Source organism: Burkholderia sp. MBR-1 (genome assembly GCF_013822785.1).
Taxonomy (GTDB): Bacteria; Pseudomonadota; Gammaproteobacteria; order Burkholderiales; family Burkholderiaceae; genus Burkholderia; species Burkholderia vietnamiensis.
In genome coordinates this window covers 2231500-2249784 of sequence record NZ_CP053609.1, presented here as the reverse complement: position 1 = coordinate 2249784, position 18285 = coordinate 2231500, and the positions used below count along the sequence as shown (strand labels likewise).

General features: G+C 67.0%; 15 protein-coding genes and 3 tRNA genes. 6 read left to right on the top strand and 12 right to left on the bottom strand.

What is annotated here, in order from left to right; all coding sequences use genetic code 11:
- The first annotated feature begins 68 nt into the window (after nucleotides 1-68).
- Both MBR110_RS10350 and MBR110_RS10345 read left to right on the top strand, forming a co-directional pair.
- Nucleotides 69-1460, top strand: coding sequence for a sigma 54-interacting transcriptional regulator (locus tag MBR110_RS10350; RefSeq protein ID WP_011884633.1), 1392 nt, complete (start codon nucleotides 69-71; stop codon nucleotides 1458-1460).
- Between the two features lie 54 nt (nucleotides 1461-1514).
- The gene (locus MBR110_RS10345; RefSeq protein WP_011884635.1) at nucleotides 1515-2219 is read left to right on the top strand and encodes a DUF2968 domain-containing protein; all 705 of its coding nucleotides are present in this window, start codon (nucleotides 1515-1517) and stop codon (nucleotides 2217-2219) included.
- 83 nt (nucleotides 2220-2302) lie between these two features.
- On the opposite strand, the gene hfq is transcribed toward MBR110_RS10345, so the two are convergent.
- Nucleotides 2303-2863, bottom strand: a complete 561-nt coding sequence (hfq, locus tag MBR110_RS10340) for an RNA chaperone Hfq (protein WP_034195564.1) — start codon at nucleotides 2861-2863, stop codon at nucleotides 2303-2305.
- Between the two features lie 294 nt (nucleotides 2864-3157).
- On the opposite strand from hfq, the gene MBR110_RS10335 reads away from it, so the two are divergent.
- The gene (locus MBR110_RS10335; protein WP_041493957.1) at nucleotides 3158-3439 is read left to right on the top strand and encodes a PXPV repeat protein; all 282 of its coding nucleotides are present in this window, start codon (nucleotides 3158-3160) and stop codon (nucleotides 3437-3439) included.
- Between the two features lie 30 nt (nucleotides 3440-3469).
- Here MBR110_RS10335 and MBR110_RS10330 read toward each other — a convergent pair whose 3' ends face one another.
- The 4 genes from MBR110_RS10330 to MBR110_RS10315 all read right to left on the bottom strand — a co-directional run bounded on the left by MBR110_RS10330 (nucleotide 3470) and on the right by MBR110_RS10315 (nucleotide 8648).
- On the bottom strand, nucleotides 3470-4387 hold the full coding sequence (locus tag MBR110_RS10330; RefSeq protein ID WP_045579144.1) for a DUF1571 domain-containing protein: 918 nt from the start codon (nucleotides 4385-4387) through the stop codon (nucleotides 3470-3472).
- Nucleotides 4388-4416: 29 nt separating this feature from the next.
- On the bottom strand, nucleotides 4417-6171 hold the full coding sequence (locus tag MBR110_RS10325) for an AMP-binding protein (RefSeq protein WP_045579143.1): 1755 nt from the start codon (nucleotides 6169-6171) through the stop codon (nucleotides 4417-4419).
- Between the two features lie 221 nt (nucleotides 6172-6392).
- Nucleotides 6393-7211, bottom strand: coding sequence for a TetR/AcrR family transcriptional regulator (locus MBR110_RS10320; protein WP_011884645.1), 819 nt, complete (start codon nucleotides 7209-7211; stop codon nucleotides 6393-6395).
- Between the two features lie 216 nt (nucleotides 7212-7427).
- The gene (locus MBR110_RS10315; protein WP_181709059.1) at nucleotides 7428-8648 is read right to left on the bottom strand and encodes an MFS transporter; all 1221 of its coding nucleotides are present in this window, start codon (nucleotides 8646-8648) and stop codon (nucleotides 7428-7430) included.
- A gap of 268 nt (nucleotides 8649-8916) precedes the next feature.
- Between MBR110_RS10315 and MBR110_RS10310 the strand changes: the two genes are divergently transcribed.
- From MBR110_RS10310 to MBR110_RS10300, 3 genes are all read left to right on the top strand, one after another.
- Nucleotides 8917-9459 carry a GNAT family N-acetyltransferase gene (locus tag MBR110_RS10310; protein WP_181709058.1) on the top strand — a complete coding sequence of 181 codons (543 nt, stop codon included), beginning with the start codon at nucleotides 8917-8919 and terminating at the stop codon, nucleotides 9457-9459.
- A 111-nt stretch (nucleotides 9460-9570) separates the two neighbouring features.
- The gene (locus MBR110_RS10305) at nucleotides 9571-10197 is read left to right on the top strand and encodes a ParB-like protein (RefSeq protein WP_011884649.1); all 627 of its coding nucleotides are present in this window, start codon (nucleotides 9571-9573) and stop codon (nucleotides 10195-10197) included.
- Nucleotides 10198-10235: 38 nt separating this feature from the next.
- Nucleotides 10236-11954: a SulP family inorganic anion transporter gene (locus MBR110_RS10300; RefSeq protein WP_011884651.1), complete on the top strand. Its 1719-nt coding sequence runs from the start codon at nucleotides 10236-10238 to the stop codon at nucleotides 11952-11954.
- 307 nt (nucleotides 11955-12261) lie between these two features.
- Here MBR110_RS10300 and MBR110_RS10295 read toward each other — a convergent pair whose 3' ends face one another.
- From MBR110_RS10295 to MBR110_RS10265, 7 genes are all read right to left on the bottom strand, one after another.
- Nucleotides 12262-13206: an ABC transporter substrate-binding protein gene (locus tag MBR110_RS10295; RefSeq protein WP_059735450.1), complete on the bottom strand. Its 945-nt coding sequence runs from the start codon at nucleotides 13204-13206 to the stop codon at nucleotides 12262-12264.
- 82 nt (nucleotides 13207-13288) lie between these two features.
- Nucleotides 13289-14326, bottom strand: a complete 1038-nt coding sequence (locus MBR110_RS10290) for an ABC transporter permease subunit (protein WP_059454401.1) — start codon at nucleotides 14324-14326, stop codon at nucleotides 13289-13291.
- A 38-nt stretch (nucleotides 14327-14364) separates the two neighbouring features.
- On the bottom strand, nucleotides 14365-15918 hold the full coding sequence (locus tag MBR110_RS10285; RefSeq protein ID WP_181709057.1) for a sugar ABC transporter ATP-binding protein: 1554 nt from the start codon (nucleotides 15916-15918) through the stop codon (nucleotides 14365-14367).
- On the bottom strand, nucleotides 15905-17152 hold the full coding sequence (locus tag MBR110_RS10280) for an ROK family protein (RefSeq protein ID WP_059461924.1): 1248 nt from the start codon (nucleotides 17150-17152) through the stop codon (nucleotides 15905-15907). The genes MBR110_RS10285 and MBR110_RS10280 overlap by 14 nt, the downstream gene beginning before the upstream one ends.
- A 277-nt stretch (nucleotides 17153-17429) precedes the next feature.
- Nucleotides 17430-17516: transfer RNA gene (locus MBR110_RS10275), tRNA-Leu, on the bottom strand.
- 259 nt (nucleotides 17517-17775) lie between these two features.
- Nucleotides 17776-17862, bottom strand: a tRNA-Leu gene (locus MBR110_RS10270).
- Between the two features lie 226 nt (nucleotides 17863-18088).
- Nucleotides 18089-18175, bottom strand: a tRNA-Leu gene (locus tag MBR110_RS10265).
- Nucleotides 18176-18285 lie beyond the last annotated feature (110 nt).

Sequence of the window (18285 nt, the reverse complement as noted above, 5' to 3'; positions counted from 1 at the left end):
GCCGGCCGTCGCCTGCGACCGACCTGCGATGCCGCATCTTTCGTCCATAACCGTAGCCGTACTGAATCATGAGAAACACGCCCGCAATCGCAGAACTCGACCTGTACGTCTGGGAAGGCAAGGCGGACATCGTCGACCGCGTTGCCCGCTGCATGGCGAGCTTCGACGTCGAGGTGATCCGTGCCGACAACGCGGAGATCTCGCCCGAGCGCGCCGCACTGCGGCCGTCGCTCGCGATCATCAGCGTGACGATGATCGAAACCGGTGCGGCGTTCCTGCGCGACTGGCAGGCCAACATCGGCATGCCCGTCGTGTGGGTCGGTGCGGCGCGCGATCACGATGCGTCGCAGTATCCGCCCGACTATTCGCACATCCTGCCGCTCGACTTCACCTGTGCCGAACTGCGCGGGATGGTCGGCAAGCTCGTCACGCAATTGCGCGCGCACGCGGCCGAAACGCTGCAGCCGTCCGAACTCGTCGCGCACTCGGAGTCGATGCAGGCGCTGCTGCACGAAGTCGATACCTTCGCCGACTGCGACACCAACGTGCTGCTGCACGGCGAAACCGGCGTCGGCAAGGAGCGCATCGCCCAGTTGCTGCACGAGAAGCATTCGCGTTACCGGCACGGCGAATTCGTGCCGGTGAACTGCGGCGCGATCCCCGACGGCCTGTTCGAATCGCTGTTCTTCGGCCATGCGAAGGGCTCGTTCACGGGTGCGGTTGTTGCGCATAAAGGCTACTTCGAGCAGGCGGCGGGCGGCACGCTGTTCCTCGACGAAGTCGGCGATCTGCCGTTGTATCAGCAGGTCAAGCTGCTGCGCGTGCTCGAGGACGGCGCGGTGCTGCGGGTCGGTGCGACGACGCCGGTCAAGGTCGATTTCCGCCTCGTCGCGGCCAGCAACAAGAAGCTGCCGCAACTCGTGAAGGACGGGCTGTTTCGCGCGGATCTGTACTATCGGCTCGCGGTGATCGAGCTGAGCATTCCGTCGCTGGAGGAGCGCGGCGCGGTCGACAAGATCGCGTTGTTCAAGTCGTTCGTCGCCGACGTGGTTGGCGAGGCGCGCCTCGCCGAGCTGTCGGACCTGCCTTACTGGCTCGCCGACGCGGTCGCGGACAGCTATTTCCCGGGCAACGTGCGGGAATTGCGCAATCTGGCCGAGCGCGTCGGCGTGACGGTGCGGCAGACGGGCGGCTGGGATGCCGCGCGGCTGCAGCGGCTGATCGCGCACGCGCGCAATTCGGCGCAGCCGGTGCCGGCGGAGAGCGCGGCGGAAGTGTTCGTCGATCGCAGCAAGTGGGACATGAACGAACGCAGCCGCGTGATCGCCGCACTGGACGCCAACGGCTGGCGACGCCAGGACACCGCGCAGCAACTCGGCATCAGCCGCAAGGTGCTGTGGGAAAAGATGCGCAAGTACCAGATCTTCGACGAAGAGCCCGAGACTCGCGAAAGCGATTAATTAATGAGATAAAATCGCGCTCAATTACAACGACACGGGCGGGAATAAAAATTCATGAGCCACATTACGGGGTTGGGGCGGGCATGCGTGCTGTTCGCCATGATGGGAGGCATGCAGGGCGTGTACGCGCAGGGATTGGCAGCCGATGCGGCATCGGCGGTGCAGCAGGCGTCGGCGCCGGTAGCGGCGATTCCGGCGCTCGATCCGCAGGTTCAGTCGGTGCAGCCGCAGGCGGGCGAGACGACCGGGCAAAGCACGGTCGACGAGCTGCAGCGGCAGATGCAGGCGCATGCATTGACGGAAATGCGCACGAACTATAACGGCAGCTACGGCGCGAGCCTGTTGTTCAACGTGAAGGACGGTGCGTATTTCGTGGCGCTGTTTCAGCAGAAGGCGTTCTGGCGTGTGATCAAGACGCACGACGACGCGCGCGCCGAAGCGATCTACCGCGACTTCTCGCATCAGGCGGCGCGGCTGGCCGTCAACGAGTTGCGGGCGGCGAAGCTGGAAGCGCAGAAGGCGCAAACCGACCGGCAGATTCAGGCCACGCAGGACCGCGCACGTCGCCTGCAAGCCGACCTGTCGATCGCGCACGAGCAGCAGGCCGCGGTCGCCGATCACCAGAAGAACGTACGCGACGAAACGGCGGCGCTGCAGACGCAGCAGGCGCAGCTTCAGGGTCAGTTGCGCGCGTTGCAGAAGCAGGTGCGCGCGCTGCAGCGTGAGGCCAATGCGGGCTTGCCGTCGACGGCACACTGAGCGGTCATGGGGTGCGCGGTGCGGCGACATGCCGCGCCGGCCTACCAGCAAAAAGGGCAAGCCGTTTGGCTTGCCCTTTTGTTTTACTGGCCGTCCGGCACGATTCGCCGGCGCCGGGTGACGATCACCGGCCCGGTGCCGCCACGTGAATCGGACGGCGCGCTGCTGCCCGGTGCGTCGCTGGTATCGCGCGGCGCGCCGTAGCTTTCGCGCGGTGCGCCATAACCTTCGCGCGGTTCGCGCGGTGCGCCGTAGCCTTCCCGCGGCTCACGCGAGCCGTATCCTTCGCGCGGTTCACGCGAGCCGTAGCCGCCGTCGCCGCGCGACTCGCGCGAGCCGCCGTGCGAGCCGTACGGGCTGTGGCCGCCGCCTTCACGGCCGCCCGGCCGGCCGCCGGGACGCGGGCCACGCGGACCGCCGCCGGGACGCGAGCCGCCCGTGTCGAGCTGGATCGTCGAAATCGCGCGCTTGTAGATGCCTTGCAGACCCACAGGGGTGCGCAGCATCACCAGGTACTGATCGAACGACTCGATGCAACCCGTCAGACGAATGCCGTTGACGAGATAGATTTCAACACGCTTACGTTCCTTGCGTGCCGAATTGATGAAGTCGTTTTGCGGATGGGATTCTGCGGGATTGGCCATTGAGGTGCGGCAGGAGCCTGCGTCAGAGATGTGTTGTGCGTGTGTGTGGCGTGATCGCTCACCAAGTATTTAGCGGGATTCTACCCTGTTCGTTCCGCCCGCGCGTGATCGCGATTGTGTCGAACCGTAACCCACTATAGACGCTCCGCGGCATTTTCGCGATTCGGCCGAACGGCCAGTTGCCGTTCCGTTACGTCGCGTTACGACTCTCGCAGCGGCGTAGCACCTCGCCGTGTGCGTCCGGATTACAGTCGCGGCGAATGCCGGGCAGGCCGGCGGAACATGGAACGAAACATGAACAAGAGGGGCTTGGCGGTGTGGATCGGCGGCGCGGCATTGGTCGCGTCCGGCAGCGCAATGGCGGGGCACGTCGACCTGTCCGTCGGGATCGGCGTGCCGGTCGCGCCGGTCTATGTCGAGCCGGCGCCGGTCTATGTGGCGCCTCAGCCGGCGGTCGTCGCCTATCCGGGCTACGGGTACGGCTACTATGGCGACGATGACGACGACGGTTACCGGAAGTGGCGCAAGCACTATTACAAGCACTGGCGCAAGCACCACGACGATGACGACGATTGAGCACGGCGCGCGGCGCAGCACGCGTGACGCTCAGAACGCGTAGTCCGGGTTCTTCGGATCGAACGCGGACGCGTCGAGCGTCGCCGGCGCGATCGTCTCGATGACGATCCGCTCGAAGATCCTGCCGTCGTTGTCGTACGACTCGACGGTCCGGAAGTAGGGCGCGTGCAGATCGAGGCCGAGCACTTCCTTCTTCGCATAGAACTGCGGGCGGCCGGTCGGCGTTTCGTAGGTGAGGGCGACCACGCGTACGCCGCCGATGGTTTTCGCTTCGACGTGGGTCGGCCGCTGGACGCCGGCCTCCTGGTATTTCCTTGCTTCGCTCAGGTACAGGTTCGCGATGAACTCGGTGCCGAGATCCTTCACCTGGTGATTCGACTGGGCGCGCGCCAGCGCGCCGTCGAGCGCCGTCCACAGCGGAATCTTGCCGAGCAGCCCGCCGAGATGGCCGTACATCTCGTCCTTGCGCAGCGTCGTGTCGTAGATCGTTTCCTGTCCCGCATGCGCGCCGCCCGGCAGCCATTTCGCGTACACGCGCAGCGGCTCGCGCGTCGTCTTCACGAGCATGCGGTCGGGCGTGTCGGGCCACTTGCCGTTGATGCGTTCCTGCCGCGCCATCGTGAACTGGTACGACGGATAGCCGTTCGGGCCATGACCGACATAGAGCGGCACCGCGAGCGGATCGAGCGCGTTGAACAGCGCGGTGAGCGTCGCGTCGTCGAGTTGCGCGAGCGTGCCGCGCTGCGCGGCCGCGCGCAGCCAGCGCGCCTGCTGCGCAGCCGGTTCGTGCGTGACCTTGTCGAGCTCGGCCGGCAGCGTCGTGGCTGTGGCCGTGGGCGCGCTGGCGGCAGCGGCGGCCGTTTCCTGCGCGTGCGGCGGTGCCAGCGTCAGCATGCATGCGACGGCGGCGGCCGCATGCGCGGCGCGGCGCATCGTTCGTGGGTTCATCGGCGGCGTCTCCGGGGGCGAGCCATCGTTCAGCGTTGTTTCGCGGCGTCGAGTTTCGCGAGCTCCTCGTCGCGCAGCGCGCGGCGCAGGATCTTGCCGACGTTGGTCTGCGGCAGCGCGTCGCGGAATTCGACCGACTTCGGCATCTTGTAGCCGGTGAGGTTCTTGCGGCAATGCGCGAGCACGTCGTCGACGGTGAGCGCGGGGTCGCGCCGCACGACGAACACCTTGATCCGCTCGCCGTGCACCTCGTCCGGAATGCCGATCGCCGCAGCCTCGCTGATGCCCGGATGCATGACCAGCACTTCCTCGATCTCGTTCGGGTACACGTTGAAGCCGGATACGAGAATCATGTCCTTCTTGCGATCGATCAGACGGATGAAGCCGTGCTCGTCCATCACGCCGATGTCGCCGGTGCCGAGCCAGCCGTCGGCGTCGAGCACCTTGGCGGTTTCGTCGGGGCGTTGCCAGTAGCCGCGCATCACCTGCGGGCCGCGCACGCACAGCTCGCCGGGCTCGCCGATGCCGGCCCAGGTGCCGTCCTCGCGGCGAAAGCGCACCTGGGTCGACGGCGCGGGCAGGCCGACGGAGCCGCTGAACGCGGCCATGTCGCTGAGGTCGACCGGGTTCATCGTGACGATCGGCGAGCATTCGGTGAGCCCGTAGCCTTCGACGACCGGCCTGCCCGTGACTTCCTCGAAGCGTTCCGCGACCGCGCGTTGCATCGCCATCCCGCCAGCCATCGCGAGCTTGAGCTTGGAGAAGTCGCGCTTGCGGAATTCTTCGTTGTCGAGGAACGCGTTGTACAGCGTGTTGATGCCGGTGATGCCGGTGAAGGTTTCGTTGCGGATGATCTTCATCACCATCGTCATGTCGCGCGGGTTCGCGATCAGGATGTTGCGCCCGCCGAGCCCCATGAAGATGAACGCGTTCACCGTCAGCGAATAGATGTGGTAAAGCGGCAGCGGCGTGAGGACGGTTTCGACGTCGCCCGACACTTGATCGGCGATCCATGCCTTCGCTTGCAGCAGGTTCGCGATCAGGTTGCCGTGCGTGAGCATCGCGCCTTTCGCGACGCCGGTGGTGCCGCCGGTGTATTGCAGGAACGCGAGGTCGTCGCGGGTGACGCGCGCCGGCTGGGGTTTGGTGCGCGCGCCGAGCGCGAGGGCCGAGCGCAGCCGCACCGCCTGCGGCAGGTTGTAGGGCGGCACGAGCTTCTTCACGTGCTTCAGCACGAAGTTGATCAGGTGTCCTTTGGCGTTCAGACCGTCGGCGAGGAGGTCGCCGAGCGCGGTGACGACGATGTTCTTCACCTGGGTGTCGGGCAGCGCGTCCTGCAGCGTGCGCGCGAAGTTTTCGAACACGACGATGGTTTGGGCGCCGCTGTCCTTGAGCTGGTGCGCGAGTTCGCGGGCGGTGTAGAGCGGATTGACGTTGACGACGATCGCGCCGGCTTTCAGCGTGCCGAACAGTGCGACCGGATACTGGAACGTGTTCGGCAGCATGATCGCGACGCGGTCGCCCGGCTTCACGCCGATGCTTTGCAGATACGACGCGAACGCATCGACTTTCTGCGCGAGCGTGCGGTAGGTCATCGATGCGCCGGCGCTCACGTACGCGACTCGCTCGGCGAAACGCGTCGTGCATTCGTCGAAGAATTGCACGAGCGACGTGTATTGCGCGACGTCGATTTCGTGCGGCACGCCGCGCGGGTACGACTTGTACCAGATGCCGTCGGTGTCGGGCGGGAGCTGCGCCGTTGCGGTTGCTGCGGGTGCTGACATGATGTGTGTCTCCGGTGTCGGCGAGAGTTGGCGCTTCAGCGCCTACTCTCGCCCCATGCTTCGCGGTCGACGCACCCCAGCGCGTCACCGCCCGCACTATCCTCATCCGGCGAAAACCCCATCGGTTTTCGCCACAAAAATCCGATCCCAACCGGCGACGTACCCCCACCGGCCTCGATCAAACGAGTCATGAAACGCTGGATCTGCACAACGCGCCGCGTTCAACCCGCCGAATGCGCTGCCGCCGTATCGACGGCAGCCGCCGCCGACGGCATCCCGAGCGCCTCGCTCGCGCCGGCATCGTCGAGCACGGCCGCGAAGATCGCCAGCTGCGCGCTGTCGGGCATCGGCGCCTTCAGCGCGGCGACGATCAGCGACGACAGCCGCGCGATCATCTGCACGTCGTTCATCGTGCGGCGTTGCGAGAATTCGTCGATCAGGCTTTCGGTTTCGGCGCCGGCGAGCGCGCCGGACAATGCGCCGATCGCAAAATGAAGCCGCCAGCCGAGTTCCGTGCGCGGCAGGTGCGGCAGCGCGCGCTGGAACGCATCGAAGAAACGACCGGCGACGCTCGCATAGTGCGCGGTCAGGAAGTTGCGGACGAACGGCGACGGGTCGGTGTATGCGCGGCCGATCAGCCGCAGGAACGCAGGGCCGCCGCGCTCGGGATCGCGCGACGCCTTCAGCGCGGGAATGAACATCGCGCCGAGCACGTGCTCGCAGGTGATGTGGGTGCCCAGTTGCGCATCGAAGCGGTCGAGGATGCCGAGCCGTTCCTGGTTCAACTGGTCGAGCCGACGCGACAGCATCGCGTGGATCAGCGCTTCCTTGCTGCCGAAGTGGTAATTGACCGCGGCAAGGTTCACCGCCGCACGCGACGTGATCTGCCGCATCGACATCGCTTCGAAGCCGTGCTCGATGAACAGATCCTCGGCTGCATCGAGGATGCGCACCTTCGTGCCGCCGCTCTGCCGAGTGCCGGACGGTCGCGTCCCCGACGGCCGTCCCGTCGACGGCCGCCCCTCCTGAGTTACTGCCATGTCCCGCCTCCCAATGCCGGTCGCCCGGCCGCGAACAGCTGATTCGTTCGTCTGATTCAAACGGCTGTTTTTATTAAGATAAAAAGACGGAGGCAGGCCGGGCAAGTGCGGAGTCTCGGCAAATTCCTCTAGTTCGATGTGCAGATGCGGGATACGTCGGACGCAAGCCACGCCCCGCGCGGCGCATCCGATGGTGCGGCGCGGCAACGTGCGGGTTCAGCCGGCGCCGGTACGTGTATTGACCGATTGCGTCATGTCGATGCCGCGCCGCTCGCGGCTGAACACGATCAGCACGGCGATCGCGACGGCCACGATGCCGGCCACGAGCGCGAGCGCAAACGCATAGTCGTTGCCGTGCGACACGGCGAGCGACGCCTGCATCGTCGCGTTGCCGGACGCGAGCAGATTGCCGAGCTGGTAGACGAAACCGGGGAAGGTCGCGCGGATCTCGTCGGGGGAGATTTCGTTCAGATGCACGGGGATCACGCCCCACGCGCCCTGTACCGATATCTGCATTAGGAACGCGCCGGCCGCCAGTGCGAGCGGGCCGCTCGAGAATGCCCACAGCGGCAGCACGGGCAGTGCGATCAGCGCCGCGATGAAGATCGCGCGGCGGCGGCCGATCCGCTCCGAGATCGCGCCGAACGACAGGCCGCCGACGATCGCGCCGAGGTTCAGCACGATCGTGATCCACGACACGGTATGCGGATCGAAGTGATGCTGTTCGCGCAGAAACGTCGGATACAGGTCCTGCGTGCCGTGCGAGAAGAAGTTGAATGCGGTCATCAGGACGATCGCGTAGATCGCGAGCTTCCAGTTGTGCCGAAACGTGGCGGCGAGGCTCGGCCGCGTCCGTTTCTCCATCTGCTTCCACGCGGGCGACTCCGGTACGTGCGCGCGCACGTACAGCACGAGCAGCGCAGGCAGCACGCCGACCATGAACATGCCGCGCCAGCCGATGTACTGGTAGAACAGCCCGAACACGACCGAAGCGAGCAGATAGCCGCTCGGGTAGCCGGCCTGCAGCAGGCCCGACACGATGCCGCGCGCATGCGTCGGCACGGTTTCCATCGTCAGCGCCGAGCCGACGCCCCATTCGCCGCCCATCGCGACGCCGAACAGCGCGCGCAATGCCAGCAGCGCGGTCAGGCTCGGCGCGAAACCCGACGCCAGCTCGAGCAGCGAATAACACGCGATGTTCACCATCAGCGTCGGGCGGCGGCCGAAGCGATCGGCGAGGCGGCCGAAGATCAGCGCGCCGAGCGGGCGCATCGCGAGCGTGAGCGTGAGCGCGAACGCGACGGCGGGGATCGTCGTTGCGAATTCGGCCGCGATGTCCTTCAGCACGAACACCATCAGGAAGAAATCGAACGCGTCGAGCGTCCAGCCGAGGTAGGCGGCGATCGTGACGTTGCGTTGCTCGCGAGTCCAGCTCATGTCGTGGGTTCTCCTCGTTGGCTTGCCTGCCTGCCGGCTCGTACGGTTGCCGGCCGGCAGGCGCGCAGTGCGGCGGGCATGGATCGAGTGTAGGCCGTCGCGCCGCGCGATACGGGCGAATCGGGAATAATCCCTATGAAATGATCCATTGCGTGCAACGGAGGCGATGCTGGCCGAGCGACGCGTCAGCCGTCTGTATCATTGCGGCAGGCTTTTTGTATCGATCACGTCACGCGCGATGCGCATCGTCCCCGAAGCAGGAATCCAGATGGCCGAATCCCCCGATCCCGCGTTGCCGGTGCTGCAGACCGAGCGCTTGTGGCTGCGCCCGCGCGTGCTCGCCGATCTCGACGCGTGCATCGAGATGGATCGCGATCCGGAAGTGACGCGGTACATCGCCGGCCCGTGGCACGACCCCGCCGAGCATCGCCGCTTCGTCACGCACCGGATCACGCGCGACTATCCGGCCGGCCTCGGCTACTGGTCGATCTTCGAGAAGGCCGCGCCCGACCGGTTCATCGGCTGGGTGCTGCTGATTCCCGACTACGCGGGCGGCGCGCGCGACGTCGAAATCGGCTGGCGCCTCGTGCACACTGCGTGGGGGTGCGGCATCGCGAGCGAGGCCGCGGCGGCTGTCGTGCGGCACGCATTCGACACCGTGCGGCTGCCGCGTGTGATCGCCGACATCGCGGCGGCCAACACCGGTTCGCTGAACGTCGCGCGCAAGCTCGGGATGCGCCGCGTGGGCGTCGTCGATGACGGCATGCCTTACGTGCGGCATCGTCTGGAGCGCGACGACCTGCGCACCTAGCGCCGCCGGTTGTCAGAGATCGTCAAGCGTACGCGTATCGAGGTCGCGACGTATTAACGGCTTGCCCGATCAGGAGTATCGTTGCCGACATTCGCAACATGGGGTACGACCATGGCACTCGGCAACGACGTTCATCTGATTCCCGTCCGGCTCGACGCGCTGCGTCCGACGCAGATGACGGTCGGCTATCGCGAAGTGAAGGCGAAGCGCAAGCACTGGAAGACGCTCGGCAAGCGCGCGCGCCAGGCCGCGATCGAATCGCACTGGTTTCCCGCGGTGCTCGGCCCGGGCGGCCTGCATTACATCACCGATCATCACCATCTCGGCCTCGCATTGATCGAGGAGGGCGAGACTCGCGTGAACGCCATGCTGCTGAAGGATCTGTCGTGGCTCGACGACACGATTTTCTGGCGGATCATGGAGCACAACCAGTGGGTGCATCCGTTCGGCCCGGACGGTGCGCGGCGCGAATACGCGCATCTGCCGCAGGCGCTGACCGGGCTCGAGGACGACCCGTATCGCAGCCTCGCGGGCGAGCTGCGCACCGCGGGCGGCTACGCGAAGGACGCGACGCCGTTCAGCGAATTCCTGTGGGCCGACTACCTGCGCCAGCACGTGAGCCTCGACCAGATCCGCAAGAATTTCGACAAGGCGCTCGACCTGTCGCTGCGCCGCGCCCACGATCAGGACGCGCGCTATCTGCCGGGCTGGTCCGGCGTGATCGCGGTCAAGCCGTGACCGGCGCAGGCGATCCGACGTTCGATGAAGAAGGCTCGATGACGACCACCCAGACTCGCCCGGAAGCCGGCCCGCAGCGCGCCGAGCATTTCGCCGCACTCGATGCGGCCGCGCCTTCGCCGCCGCGGCGCGTTGGCCTCGACGCGCTGGCCGGCCTGTCGATCGCCGGTCTGCTGATCCCCGAGGCCGTCGCATATGCCGGCCTTGCGAACCTGCCGCCGCAGGCAGGCCTCATCGCGCTGCTGTCGGGGCTCGTCATCTATGCGCTGACCGGCAGCAGCCGCTTTGCGATCGTGTCGTCGACGTCGTCGTCGGCCGCCGTGCTCGCCGCGACCGTGCTGAGCGAGTCGGGGCTCGCGCTGGCCGCTCAACTCGCGCTGGCGGCCGCACTCGTGACGGTGACCGGCGTGCTGTTCATCCTGTCGGGCGCGGCGCGGCTCGGCGGCATGTCCGATTTCGTCGCTCGGCCGGTTCTGCGCGGGTTCACGTTCGGGCTCGCGCTGACGATCGTCATCAAGCAACTGCCGAAGATCCTCGCGGTTTCCGTGCGGCACGGCGATGCGCCGCACGTCGTGCTCGAACTCGTCAGGGGCGCGCCGCAGGCGAACCTCGCAAGCGTCGCGCTCGGCGCGGCCGCGCTCGCGCTGCTGTTTGCGCTCGGGCGCCGCTCGCGCGTGCCGGCGACGCTCGTCGTGATCGTGCTGTCGATCGTCGCCGGCTATCTGGTCGACTGGCAGCGCTACGGGATCGCGGTGGTCGGACACATCGATTTCCGGCATATCGAATTCGGGCTGCCGCGGCTCGACCGCAATGCGTGGATGCAGACGGTCGAGCTCGCATTCGCGCTGATGCTGATCCTGTACGCGGAGTCGTACGGATCGATTCGCAACTTCGCGCTGAAGCACGGCGACAGCGTGTCCGCGAATCGCGACCTGGTCGCGATCGGCTGCGCGAACCTCGTCTCGGGGCTGCTGCACGGGATGCCGGTCGGCGCCGGCTATTCGGCGACGGCCGCGAACGAGGCCGCCGGCGCGCAGTCCCGCTTCGCGGGGCTGTGGGCCGCGGCGGTGGTCGCGCTGATCGTGGGGCTTCTGCTGCCGCAGCTCGCGCGCACGCCGGAGCCCGTGCTCGCGGCGATCGTGATCTTCGCGGTCAGCCACTCGCTGCATCCGTCGATATTCCGGCCGTATTGGGTATGGCACCGCGACCGGCTCGTCGTGATCGCGGCGCTGCTGGCCGTGCTCGTGCTCGGCGTGCTGCACGGGCTGCTCGTGGCGATCGGCGTGAACCTGCTGCTGACGCTGCGCAAGCTGTCGGAGCCGAACGTCAGCGTGCTCGGCCGGCTGCGCGACGGGCACGATTTCGTCGACGTCGCGAATCATGCCGATGCGAAGCCGGTGCCCGGCGTGCTGATCGTGCGGCCCGAGGCGCAGCTGTTCTTCGCGAACGCGGACCGGATGCTCAACCGCGTGCGCGCGCTGATGAAGGACGCACCCGATGCGCACACCGTGATGCTGAGCCTCGAGGAAACGCCCGACGTGGACGGCACGACGATCGAGTCGTTGCGCACGTTCGCGGCCGAGTGTGCGGCGCGCGGGCTGCGGCTCGCGATCGTGCGGCTCAAGGCGCATGCGCTCAATGCGCTGCGCCGGGCGGCCGACGATACGCTGCGCGACGACGCGATGTCGGAACTGAGCGTGGATGAGAGCCTGCAATTGCTGCAGGCGCGCGGTCGCGACGGGGCGAGTGGCGGGTGATGGGGGCGGGTGGTGCGTTGAGCGGGATATGTAACGGGCAAGCGGGACGCTCGCGCCGGCGGCGTCGACGCGAAGCGCGGCGGGCGGTCGCGCTGCATGCGGCGTGACGGGCGGCGGCTAATGCAATCCGTGCCGCCAGCGCCGCTCGTGCCACCCGTGCCGCTCGTGCCACCCGTGCCGCTCGTGCGATCCACGGCGCGGGGCCGCCAATGAATGCGGCCAGTGCGACTCGTGCCCCGCGACCACCCGCATCCGCCCTCAGCCCACACGCCCCGTCCGACACCGCACGCGAGCACGTACGCCGCGATCAGCGCGGGCTGGTCCAGCCCTTGTAGCCTTTCACGTTGTCGCGCGTGACGAGCGTCGGCTCGATCAGGATCATCGGGTTGGCCGGCTTCTGACCGTTCATGATGCCGTAGCCGACGTTCACCGCCTGTTGCGCCATCGCCCACGGGTCCTGGCTCGACGACGCCTGCACGAGCGTGTTCGACTTCAGTGCGACCTCGATGTCGGGCGCGCCGTCGACCGACGTGATCACGATGTTCGGGCGGTTCAGTTGCTTCGCCGCGAGATCGCTGCCGATCGCCTGCGGATCGTTGATCGTGAACACGCCGTCGAGCTTCGGAAAGCGCGTCAGGTAGCCTTGCATCGCGTTCATCCCGCCTTCGCGCGAGCCCTTGCCGTCCTGGTCGCTCGACAGCAGCTTGATGCCCGAGTTCTTCGCGAGCACGGCCTTGCAGCCGTTCACGCGGTCGATCACGGCCGACACCTGCGGGCCGTTCTCGATGATCACGTTGCCCTTGCCGTTGAGCTTCTTCGCGAGGTAGTCGCACGCGAGTTCGCCGGCCTTCACGTTGTTGGTCTGCACGGTCGCGTTCGCGCCGGCGGCCGCGACGTCGACGGCGACCACCGTGATGCCGGCTGCCTGCGCCTTCTTCACCGCCGGCTCGATCGCCTTCGGATCGGTCGCGTTCAGTAGGATCATGTCGACGTGCGCGGAGATGAAGTTGTCGATCTGCGTGAACTGCTTGTTCAGATCGTAGTCGGCCGACACCGCGGTGACTTTCGCGTTCGGATTGATCTGCTTCGCGCGCGCTTCGGCGCCCTTGACGATCGTGACGAAGTACGGGTTGCCGAGCGATCCGACCGTGACGCCGATCGATTTCAGCGGCTTGTCGGCCGCGTGGGCGGCGGCGGTGCCGAATGCGAGCGCGCAGGCGACGGCGGTCAGGGCGGCTTGGTGCTTGAACATGTCGTTGTGTCTCCGAAGGTCCGTTGGCGGTTGGGCGCAGGAGGACCTGCCTGCGCCCCGATGGTTGAACGGGAAGGGCGGCTCAGGTGCGGGCCGAGTCGCGCTGGCGATAGCGGTCGAGCGCGACGGCGCCGATGATCACGAGCCCCTTGATGATGTACTGCCAGATGTCCGATACGCCCAGCAGCACGAGGCCGTTGGTCAGCACCGCGATGATCAGCGCGCCGATCAGCGTGCCGACGATCGAACCGACGCCGCCGACGAAGCTCGTGCCGCCGAGGATCACCGCGGCGATCGCGTCGAGCTCGTACGACTGGCCGAGCTGCAGGCCGTTGGCCGCGTAGAGCCGGGCGGCCGACATCACCGCGCCGAGCCCGGCGAGCAGCCCCGACGCCGCATAGACGAACAGCTGGATCGCGCGCACGTTGATGCCCGACAGCCGCGCGGCTTCCGGGTTGCCGCCGACCGAGTAGATCCGCATCCCGAGCACGGTGCGGCGCAGGATGAACCACGACAGCGCGATCACCGCGCAGGCGATCACGACGAGCCAGGGCACGCCGAGGAGCGTGCCGTTGCCGATGAACGCGAACGGCAGTTGCGGGTTGAAGATGGTCGTGTCGTTGCCGATCAGGCGCGCGACGCCGCGCACGGCCGTCATCGCGCCGAGCGTGACGATGAACGGCGGCAGGCGCAGGAACGAGATCAGGCCGCCGTTGATCGCGCCGAACGCGAGGCCGACGGCGAGCGCGATCGGCACGCCGAGCCAGCCCCAGCCGGGGATCGTCGACGCGAGCAGCGCGGCGACCGCCGACGCGGCGAGCACCGAGCCGACCGACAGGTCGATGCCGCCCGTCAGGATCACGAACGTCATGCCGGCGGCCAGCACGATGTTGATCGACGCCTGCTGCGTGACGATCGACAGGTTCTGCAGCGTGAAGAAGCCGTCGGTCAGGAAGCCGAAGCCGATGCACAGCACCAGCAGCACGGGCAGCATCCCTGCCGTGCGCAGCAGCGACTGCATGCGTGCGCGATGATCGGCGCCGCGCAACAGCGGCGTGCGGGTGGCGACCGGTTGGGCCGCCGCGGAAGCGAGGTTCCGTTGCTTGGGCTGGTTGATCATGTCGGTACCTTGGATGAAGGAGTGAGTGAGGGCCGCGGTCAGTGCGCGTCGGCGAGTTCGGCCTGCGAGCCGGTCGCGAGCGCGATGATCGCTTCCTGCGTGATCGGCGTGTGCGTGTGGCCGCCGAGTTCGCCGGCGATTTCGCCTTCGCGCATCACGAGCACGCGGTCGGCGACGCCGATGATCTCCGGCAGCTCGCTCGAGATCACGATCACGCCGATGCCCGCGCGGGCCAGTTCGTTGATGATCCGGTAGATCTCGGACTTGGCGCCGATGTCGACGCCGCGCGTCGGTTCGTCGAGGATCAGCACGCGCGGCTTGGTCTCGAGCAGTCGCGACAGCAGCACCTTCTGCTGATTGCCGCCCGACAGCGCGCCGACGTTCACGTTCGCGTGCGGCACGCGGATCGACAGCGACGCGATCGCGTCGCGCGCGCGCTCGGCGCCGCGCGCGAGATCGAGCGTGCCGAGCCGCGCGTCGCGGTTGCACACCGAGATGTTGATGTTGTCGCGCACGCTCATGTCGAGGAACAGGCCCTGGCGCTTGCGGTCTTCGGTCAGATAGACGAGGCCGGCGTCGATCGCATCGCGCGGCGAATGTGCGCCGAACGTGCGCTCGCCGAGCTTCACCTCGCCGCGCGTGCGCGGCTCCGCGCCGAAGATCAGCCGCGCGAGTTCGGTGCGGCCCGCGCCGACCAGCCCGGCGATGCCGAGCACTTCGCCCGCGTGCAGGTCGAGGCTGCAGCCGCGCACGCGCTCGTCGTCGGCGATGTCGCGCACCGACAGCAGCAGGTGGCCGGGGTCGTACGGCGCGTGTTCCTTCTTGTAGAAGCCGGAGATGTCGCGGCCCACCATCATCGCGACGAGCCGGTCGGCCGACAGCGCCGCGCGCTCGAGCGTGCCGACGTAGGTGCCGTCGCGCAGCACCGACACGCGGTCGGACAGCTCGTAGATCTCGGCCATTCGGTGGCTGATGTAGATGATCGCGAGGCCTTCCTCGCGCAGCTGGCGGATCAGGCCGAACAGATGTTCCGTTTCGCGCGACGACAGCGGCGTCGTCGGTTCGTCCATCACCAGAATGCGCGCGCGGGTATGCACGGCGCGCGCGATCTCGACGAGTTGCTGCTCGGCGATCGACAGCGTGCCGACCAGCGTGTCCGGCCCGAACGGCGCGCCGAGGCGCGCCAGCACGTCCTGGCAGCCGCGCGCCATCGCCGCGCGGTCGATGGTGCCCCAGCGCCGGTTGCCGCGGCGCAGCTCGCGCCCGACGTAGATGTTCTCCGCGACGGTGAGGTTCGGCGCGAGGCACAGCTCCTGATAGATCACCGCGACGCCGGCATCGCGCGCGGCGAGCGGGCCGTCGACGTCGATGCGCTGGCCGTCGATCAGGATTTCGCCGCCGGCGTCGGCACGATACGCGCCCGAGAGGATTTTCATCAGCGTCGACTTGCCCGCGCCGTTCTCGCCCATCAGCGAGTGGATCTCGCCCGGATAGACGGTCAGGCTGACATTGTCGAGCGCGCGCACGGCCGGGAACGTCTTGCTGATTCCGCGCATTTCGAGCAGCGGCCGCGGCGACTCAGATCGCGACATGGTTGACCTCCTGCGATTCGATGCGGGCGCCCCTGAGGATGCCGGCCCGCGGGGAGAAGTTGAAGTACATCGGCAGCGTCGCGGCGCCGATCGCGCCGGCGTCGGCGCCGAACGTGCCGCGCACGAGCGTCGGCGTGCCGCGCGCTTCCGGAGCGGTGGCGACGAGCGCAGCGCGCAGGCGGCTGGTCAACGCGTCGAGCAGGCCCGCGTCGGTATCGGCGTCGAGCACGACCACCGGCGCATCGACGACGCACAGCACCGCACGCAGTGCCGGTGCGAGCGCATCGACGCAGTCGTCGATCCATTCGGTCACCGCCGGCAGGCCGCGGGCGATGCACGCCTCGAGGTCGGCGCGGCTTTCGACCGTCTCGCCGTGATGGCGCAGATGGCGCACCAGCGCATGCAGCGACGCGCGCGCGAGCAGGATGTCCCACGGCCCGCGTGGCGGCGGCGCGGAGGCGAGCCGGCTCGGCAGCACGGGGATCACGGCGATGTCGCCGGCATTGCCCGTCACGCCGCGCAGGCAGTCGCCGTCGATCGCGATGCCGCCGCCGATCGCCGGGCCGATGAACAGATAGACGAAGTCGTCGCACTGGCGGCCGTACCCGTAGAACAGTTCGGCGATGGCGGCCGCGTTGCCGTCGTTCTCGCCGAACACGGGCAGCGACACCGTGCGCCCGAGGTCGCTGGCGAAGTCGACGTCTTCCCACGCGCGGAACGTGTCGGGCGCCAGGCCGAGCTCGCGCATCCACGCGCCGAGGTTGTACGGCTGGGCGACGCCGACGCCCGCGAGCCGCGCGCGTTCGTGCGCGGGCAGCAGAGCCTGCATCGCGTCGATGTCGTGGCGCACGATCTCGATGACTTCGGCGGGCGGCGGCAGCAGGGTGTCGTGCGAACGGCGGCCGAGTACGTCGCCGGCGAAATTGACGAGCGCCGTCTCGATGCGCATGCGGTCGAGATGGACGCCGATGCCGAACGCGCCGCGCGGATCGAGACGGATCAGCGACGCCGGCTGGCCGCGCTGGCCTTCGGTGCGCCCGGCGAATTCGATCAGCTTCGCATCGGCGAGCGACGCGATGATGCTGCCGACGGCCGTGCCGGTCATGTTCGCGAGTCGGGCGAGATCGGCTTTCGACGCGCTGCCCGCGCGGCGCAGCGTCTTCAGCAACAGGCGCTCGTTGTAACGGCGCACGTTGGCCGAGTTGCTGCCCTGACCGATGTGCGGGCTTCTCATCGCGTCTCCTTCCATGTCGCACCGGTGTCGGCGCATTAAATAAATCATGTTGATTTATTTAACCGCGTGGACGGCGTCATGTCAGCCTAGGGAAATCCCGGTTTTTCTTGGTGACGAGAGTGGGGGCATGCGGGAGAGGGCGGTTGCCGGCGCGTTACCGCGCGGATGCGACGCATGCCGGGCGGCTGGTCGCGTCGTGTCGGCGCGATCGGGAATCGTGGTTCAGGGAGCAGAAATGAAAAAAGGCCGGCTAGAAGCCGACCTTTTCGAAAACAGATGGTGCCCAGGAGAGGACTCGAACCTCCACGATGTTGCCACCGCTAGGACCTGAACCTAGTGCGTCTACCAATTCCGCCACCTGGGCACGTTTCGCTTGCTGCGATGCGAAGACCGCTATTCTAGCGTGTCTGAGAGATCTGTCAACAGAATTTGAGGTCGCGAACGATAATATTTTTCGGATGAAATTTCACGGCGGTGCAGGGTGAAGTTGCCGCGCATCACGCCGCTGGATGAATCGCGCCGCATGCGCGTGGCTTCCCCCAGCCCGTGCACTTGGCGAGCCCATCGAATCGCGCGCGGAAAATAAAAAAGGCCGGCTAGAAGCCGACCTTTTCGAAAACAGATGGTGCCCAGGAGAGGACTCGAACCTCCACGATGTTGCCACCGCTAGGACCTGAACCTAGTGCGTCTACCAATTCCGCCACCTGGGCACGTTTCGCTTGTTGCGATGCGAAGACCGCTATTCTAGCGTGTCTGGGAGATCTGTCAACAGAATTTGAGGCTGCGAACGATAATATTTTCCGGATGCGATTTCACGATGGTGCAGGGTGAGGTTGCCGCGCATCACGCCGCTGAACGAGTGCACCTGGCGATCTCATCGAACCGCGCGCGGAAAATAAAAAAGGCCGGCTAGAAGCCGACCTTTTCGAAAACAGATGGTGCCCAGGAGAGGACTCGAACCTCCACGATGTTGCCACCGCTAGGACCTGAACCTAGTGCGTCTACCAATTCCGCCACCTGGGCACGTTTGCAGTAGCTGCTTGCTGCAAAGAAGCGAAATTATAGCGCCCCAATTATTCGTGTCAACACTTTTTTGCGATGCACCGTGAACGGCGCGCGGCGGCGCATGCATG

What these genes read in the sequence shown, in the direction of transcription:
- MBR110_RS10305 (WP_011884649.1), top strand. Translation starts at nt 9,571, where the DNA reads ATGGCACTCGGCAACGACGTTCATCTGATTCCCGTCCGGCTCGACGCG.
- MBR110_RS10345 (WP_011884635.1), top strand. Translation starts at nt 1,515, where the DNA reads ATGAGCCACATTACGGGGTTGGGGCGGGCATGCGTGCTGTTCGCCATG.
- MBR110_RS10325 (WP_045579143.1), bottom strand. Translation starts at nt 6,171, where the DNA reads ATGTCAGCACCCGCAGCAACCGCAACGGCGCAGCTCCCGCCCGACACC.
- MBR110_RS10285 (WP_181709057.1), bottom strand. Translation starts at nt 15,918, where the DNA reads ATGTCGCGATCTGAGTCGCCGCGGCCGCTGCTCGAAATGCGCGGAATC.
- MBR110_RS10320 (WP_011884645.1), bottom strand. Translation starts at nt 7,211, where the DNA reads ATGGCAGTAACTCAGGAGGGGCGGCCGTCGACGGGACGGCCGTCGGGG.
- MBR110_RS10350 (WP_011884633.1), top strand. Translation starts at nt 69, where the DNA reads ATGAGAAACACGCCCGCAATCGCAGAACTCGACCTGTACGTCTGGGAA.
- MBR110_RS10315 (WP_181709059.1), bottom strand. Translation starts at nt 8,648, where the DNA reads ATGAGCTGGACTCGCGAGCAACGCAACGTCACGATCGCCGCCTACCTC.
- MBR110_RS10290 (WP_059454401.1), bottom strand. Translation starts at nt 14,326, where the DNA reads ATGATCAACCAGCCCAAGCAACGGAACCTCGCTTCCGCGGCGGCCCAA.
- MBR110_RS10335 (WP_041493957.1), top strand. Translation starts at nt 3,158, where the DNA reads ATGAACAAGAGGGGCTTGGCGGTGTGGATCGGCGGCGCGGCATTGGTC.
- hfq (WP_034195564.1), bottom strand. Translation starts at nt 2,863, where the DNA reads ATGGCCAATCCCGCAGAATCCCATCCGCAAAACGACTTCATCAATTCG.
- MBR110_RS10310 (WP_181709058.1), top strand. Translation starts at nt 8,917, where the DNA reads ATGGCCGAATCCCCCGATCCCGCGTTGCCGGTGCTGCAGACCGAGCGC.
- MBR110_RS10295 (WP_059735450.1), bottom strand. Translation starts at nt 13,206, where the DNA reads ATGTTCAAGCACCAAGCCGCCCTGACCGCCGTCGCCTGCGCGCTCGCA.
- MBR110_RS10300 (WP_011884651.1), top strand. Translation starts at nt 10,236, where the DNA reads ATGACGACCACCCAGACTCGCCCGGAAGCCGGCCCGCAGCGCGCCGAG.
- MBR110_RS10330 (WP_045579144.1), bottom strand. Translation starts at nt 4,387, where the DNA reads ATGAACCCACGAACGATGCGCCGCGCCGCGCATGCGGCCGCCGCCGTC.
- MBR110_RS10280 (WP_059461924.1), bottom strand. Translation starts at nt 17,152, where the DNA reads ATGAGAAGCCCGCACATCGGTCAGGGCAGCAACTCGGCCAACGTGCGC.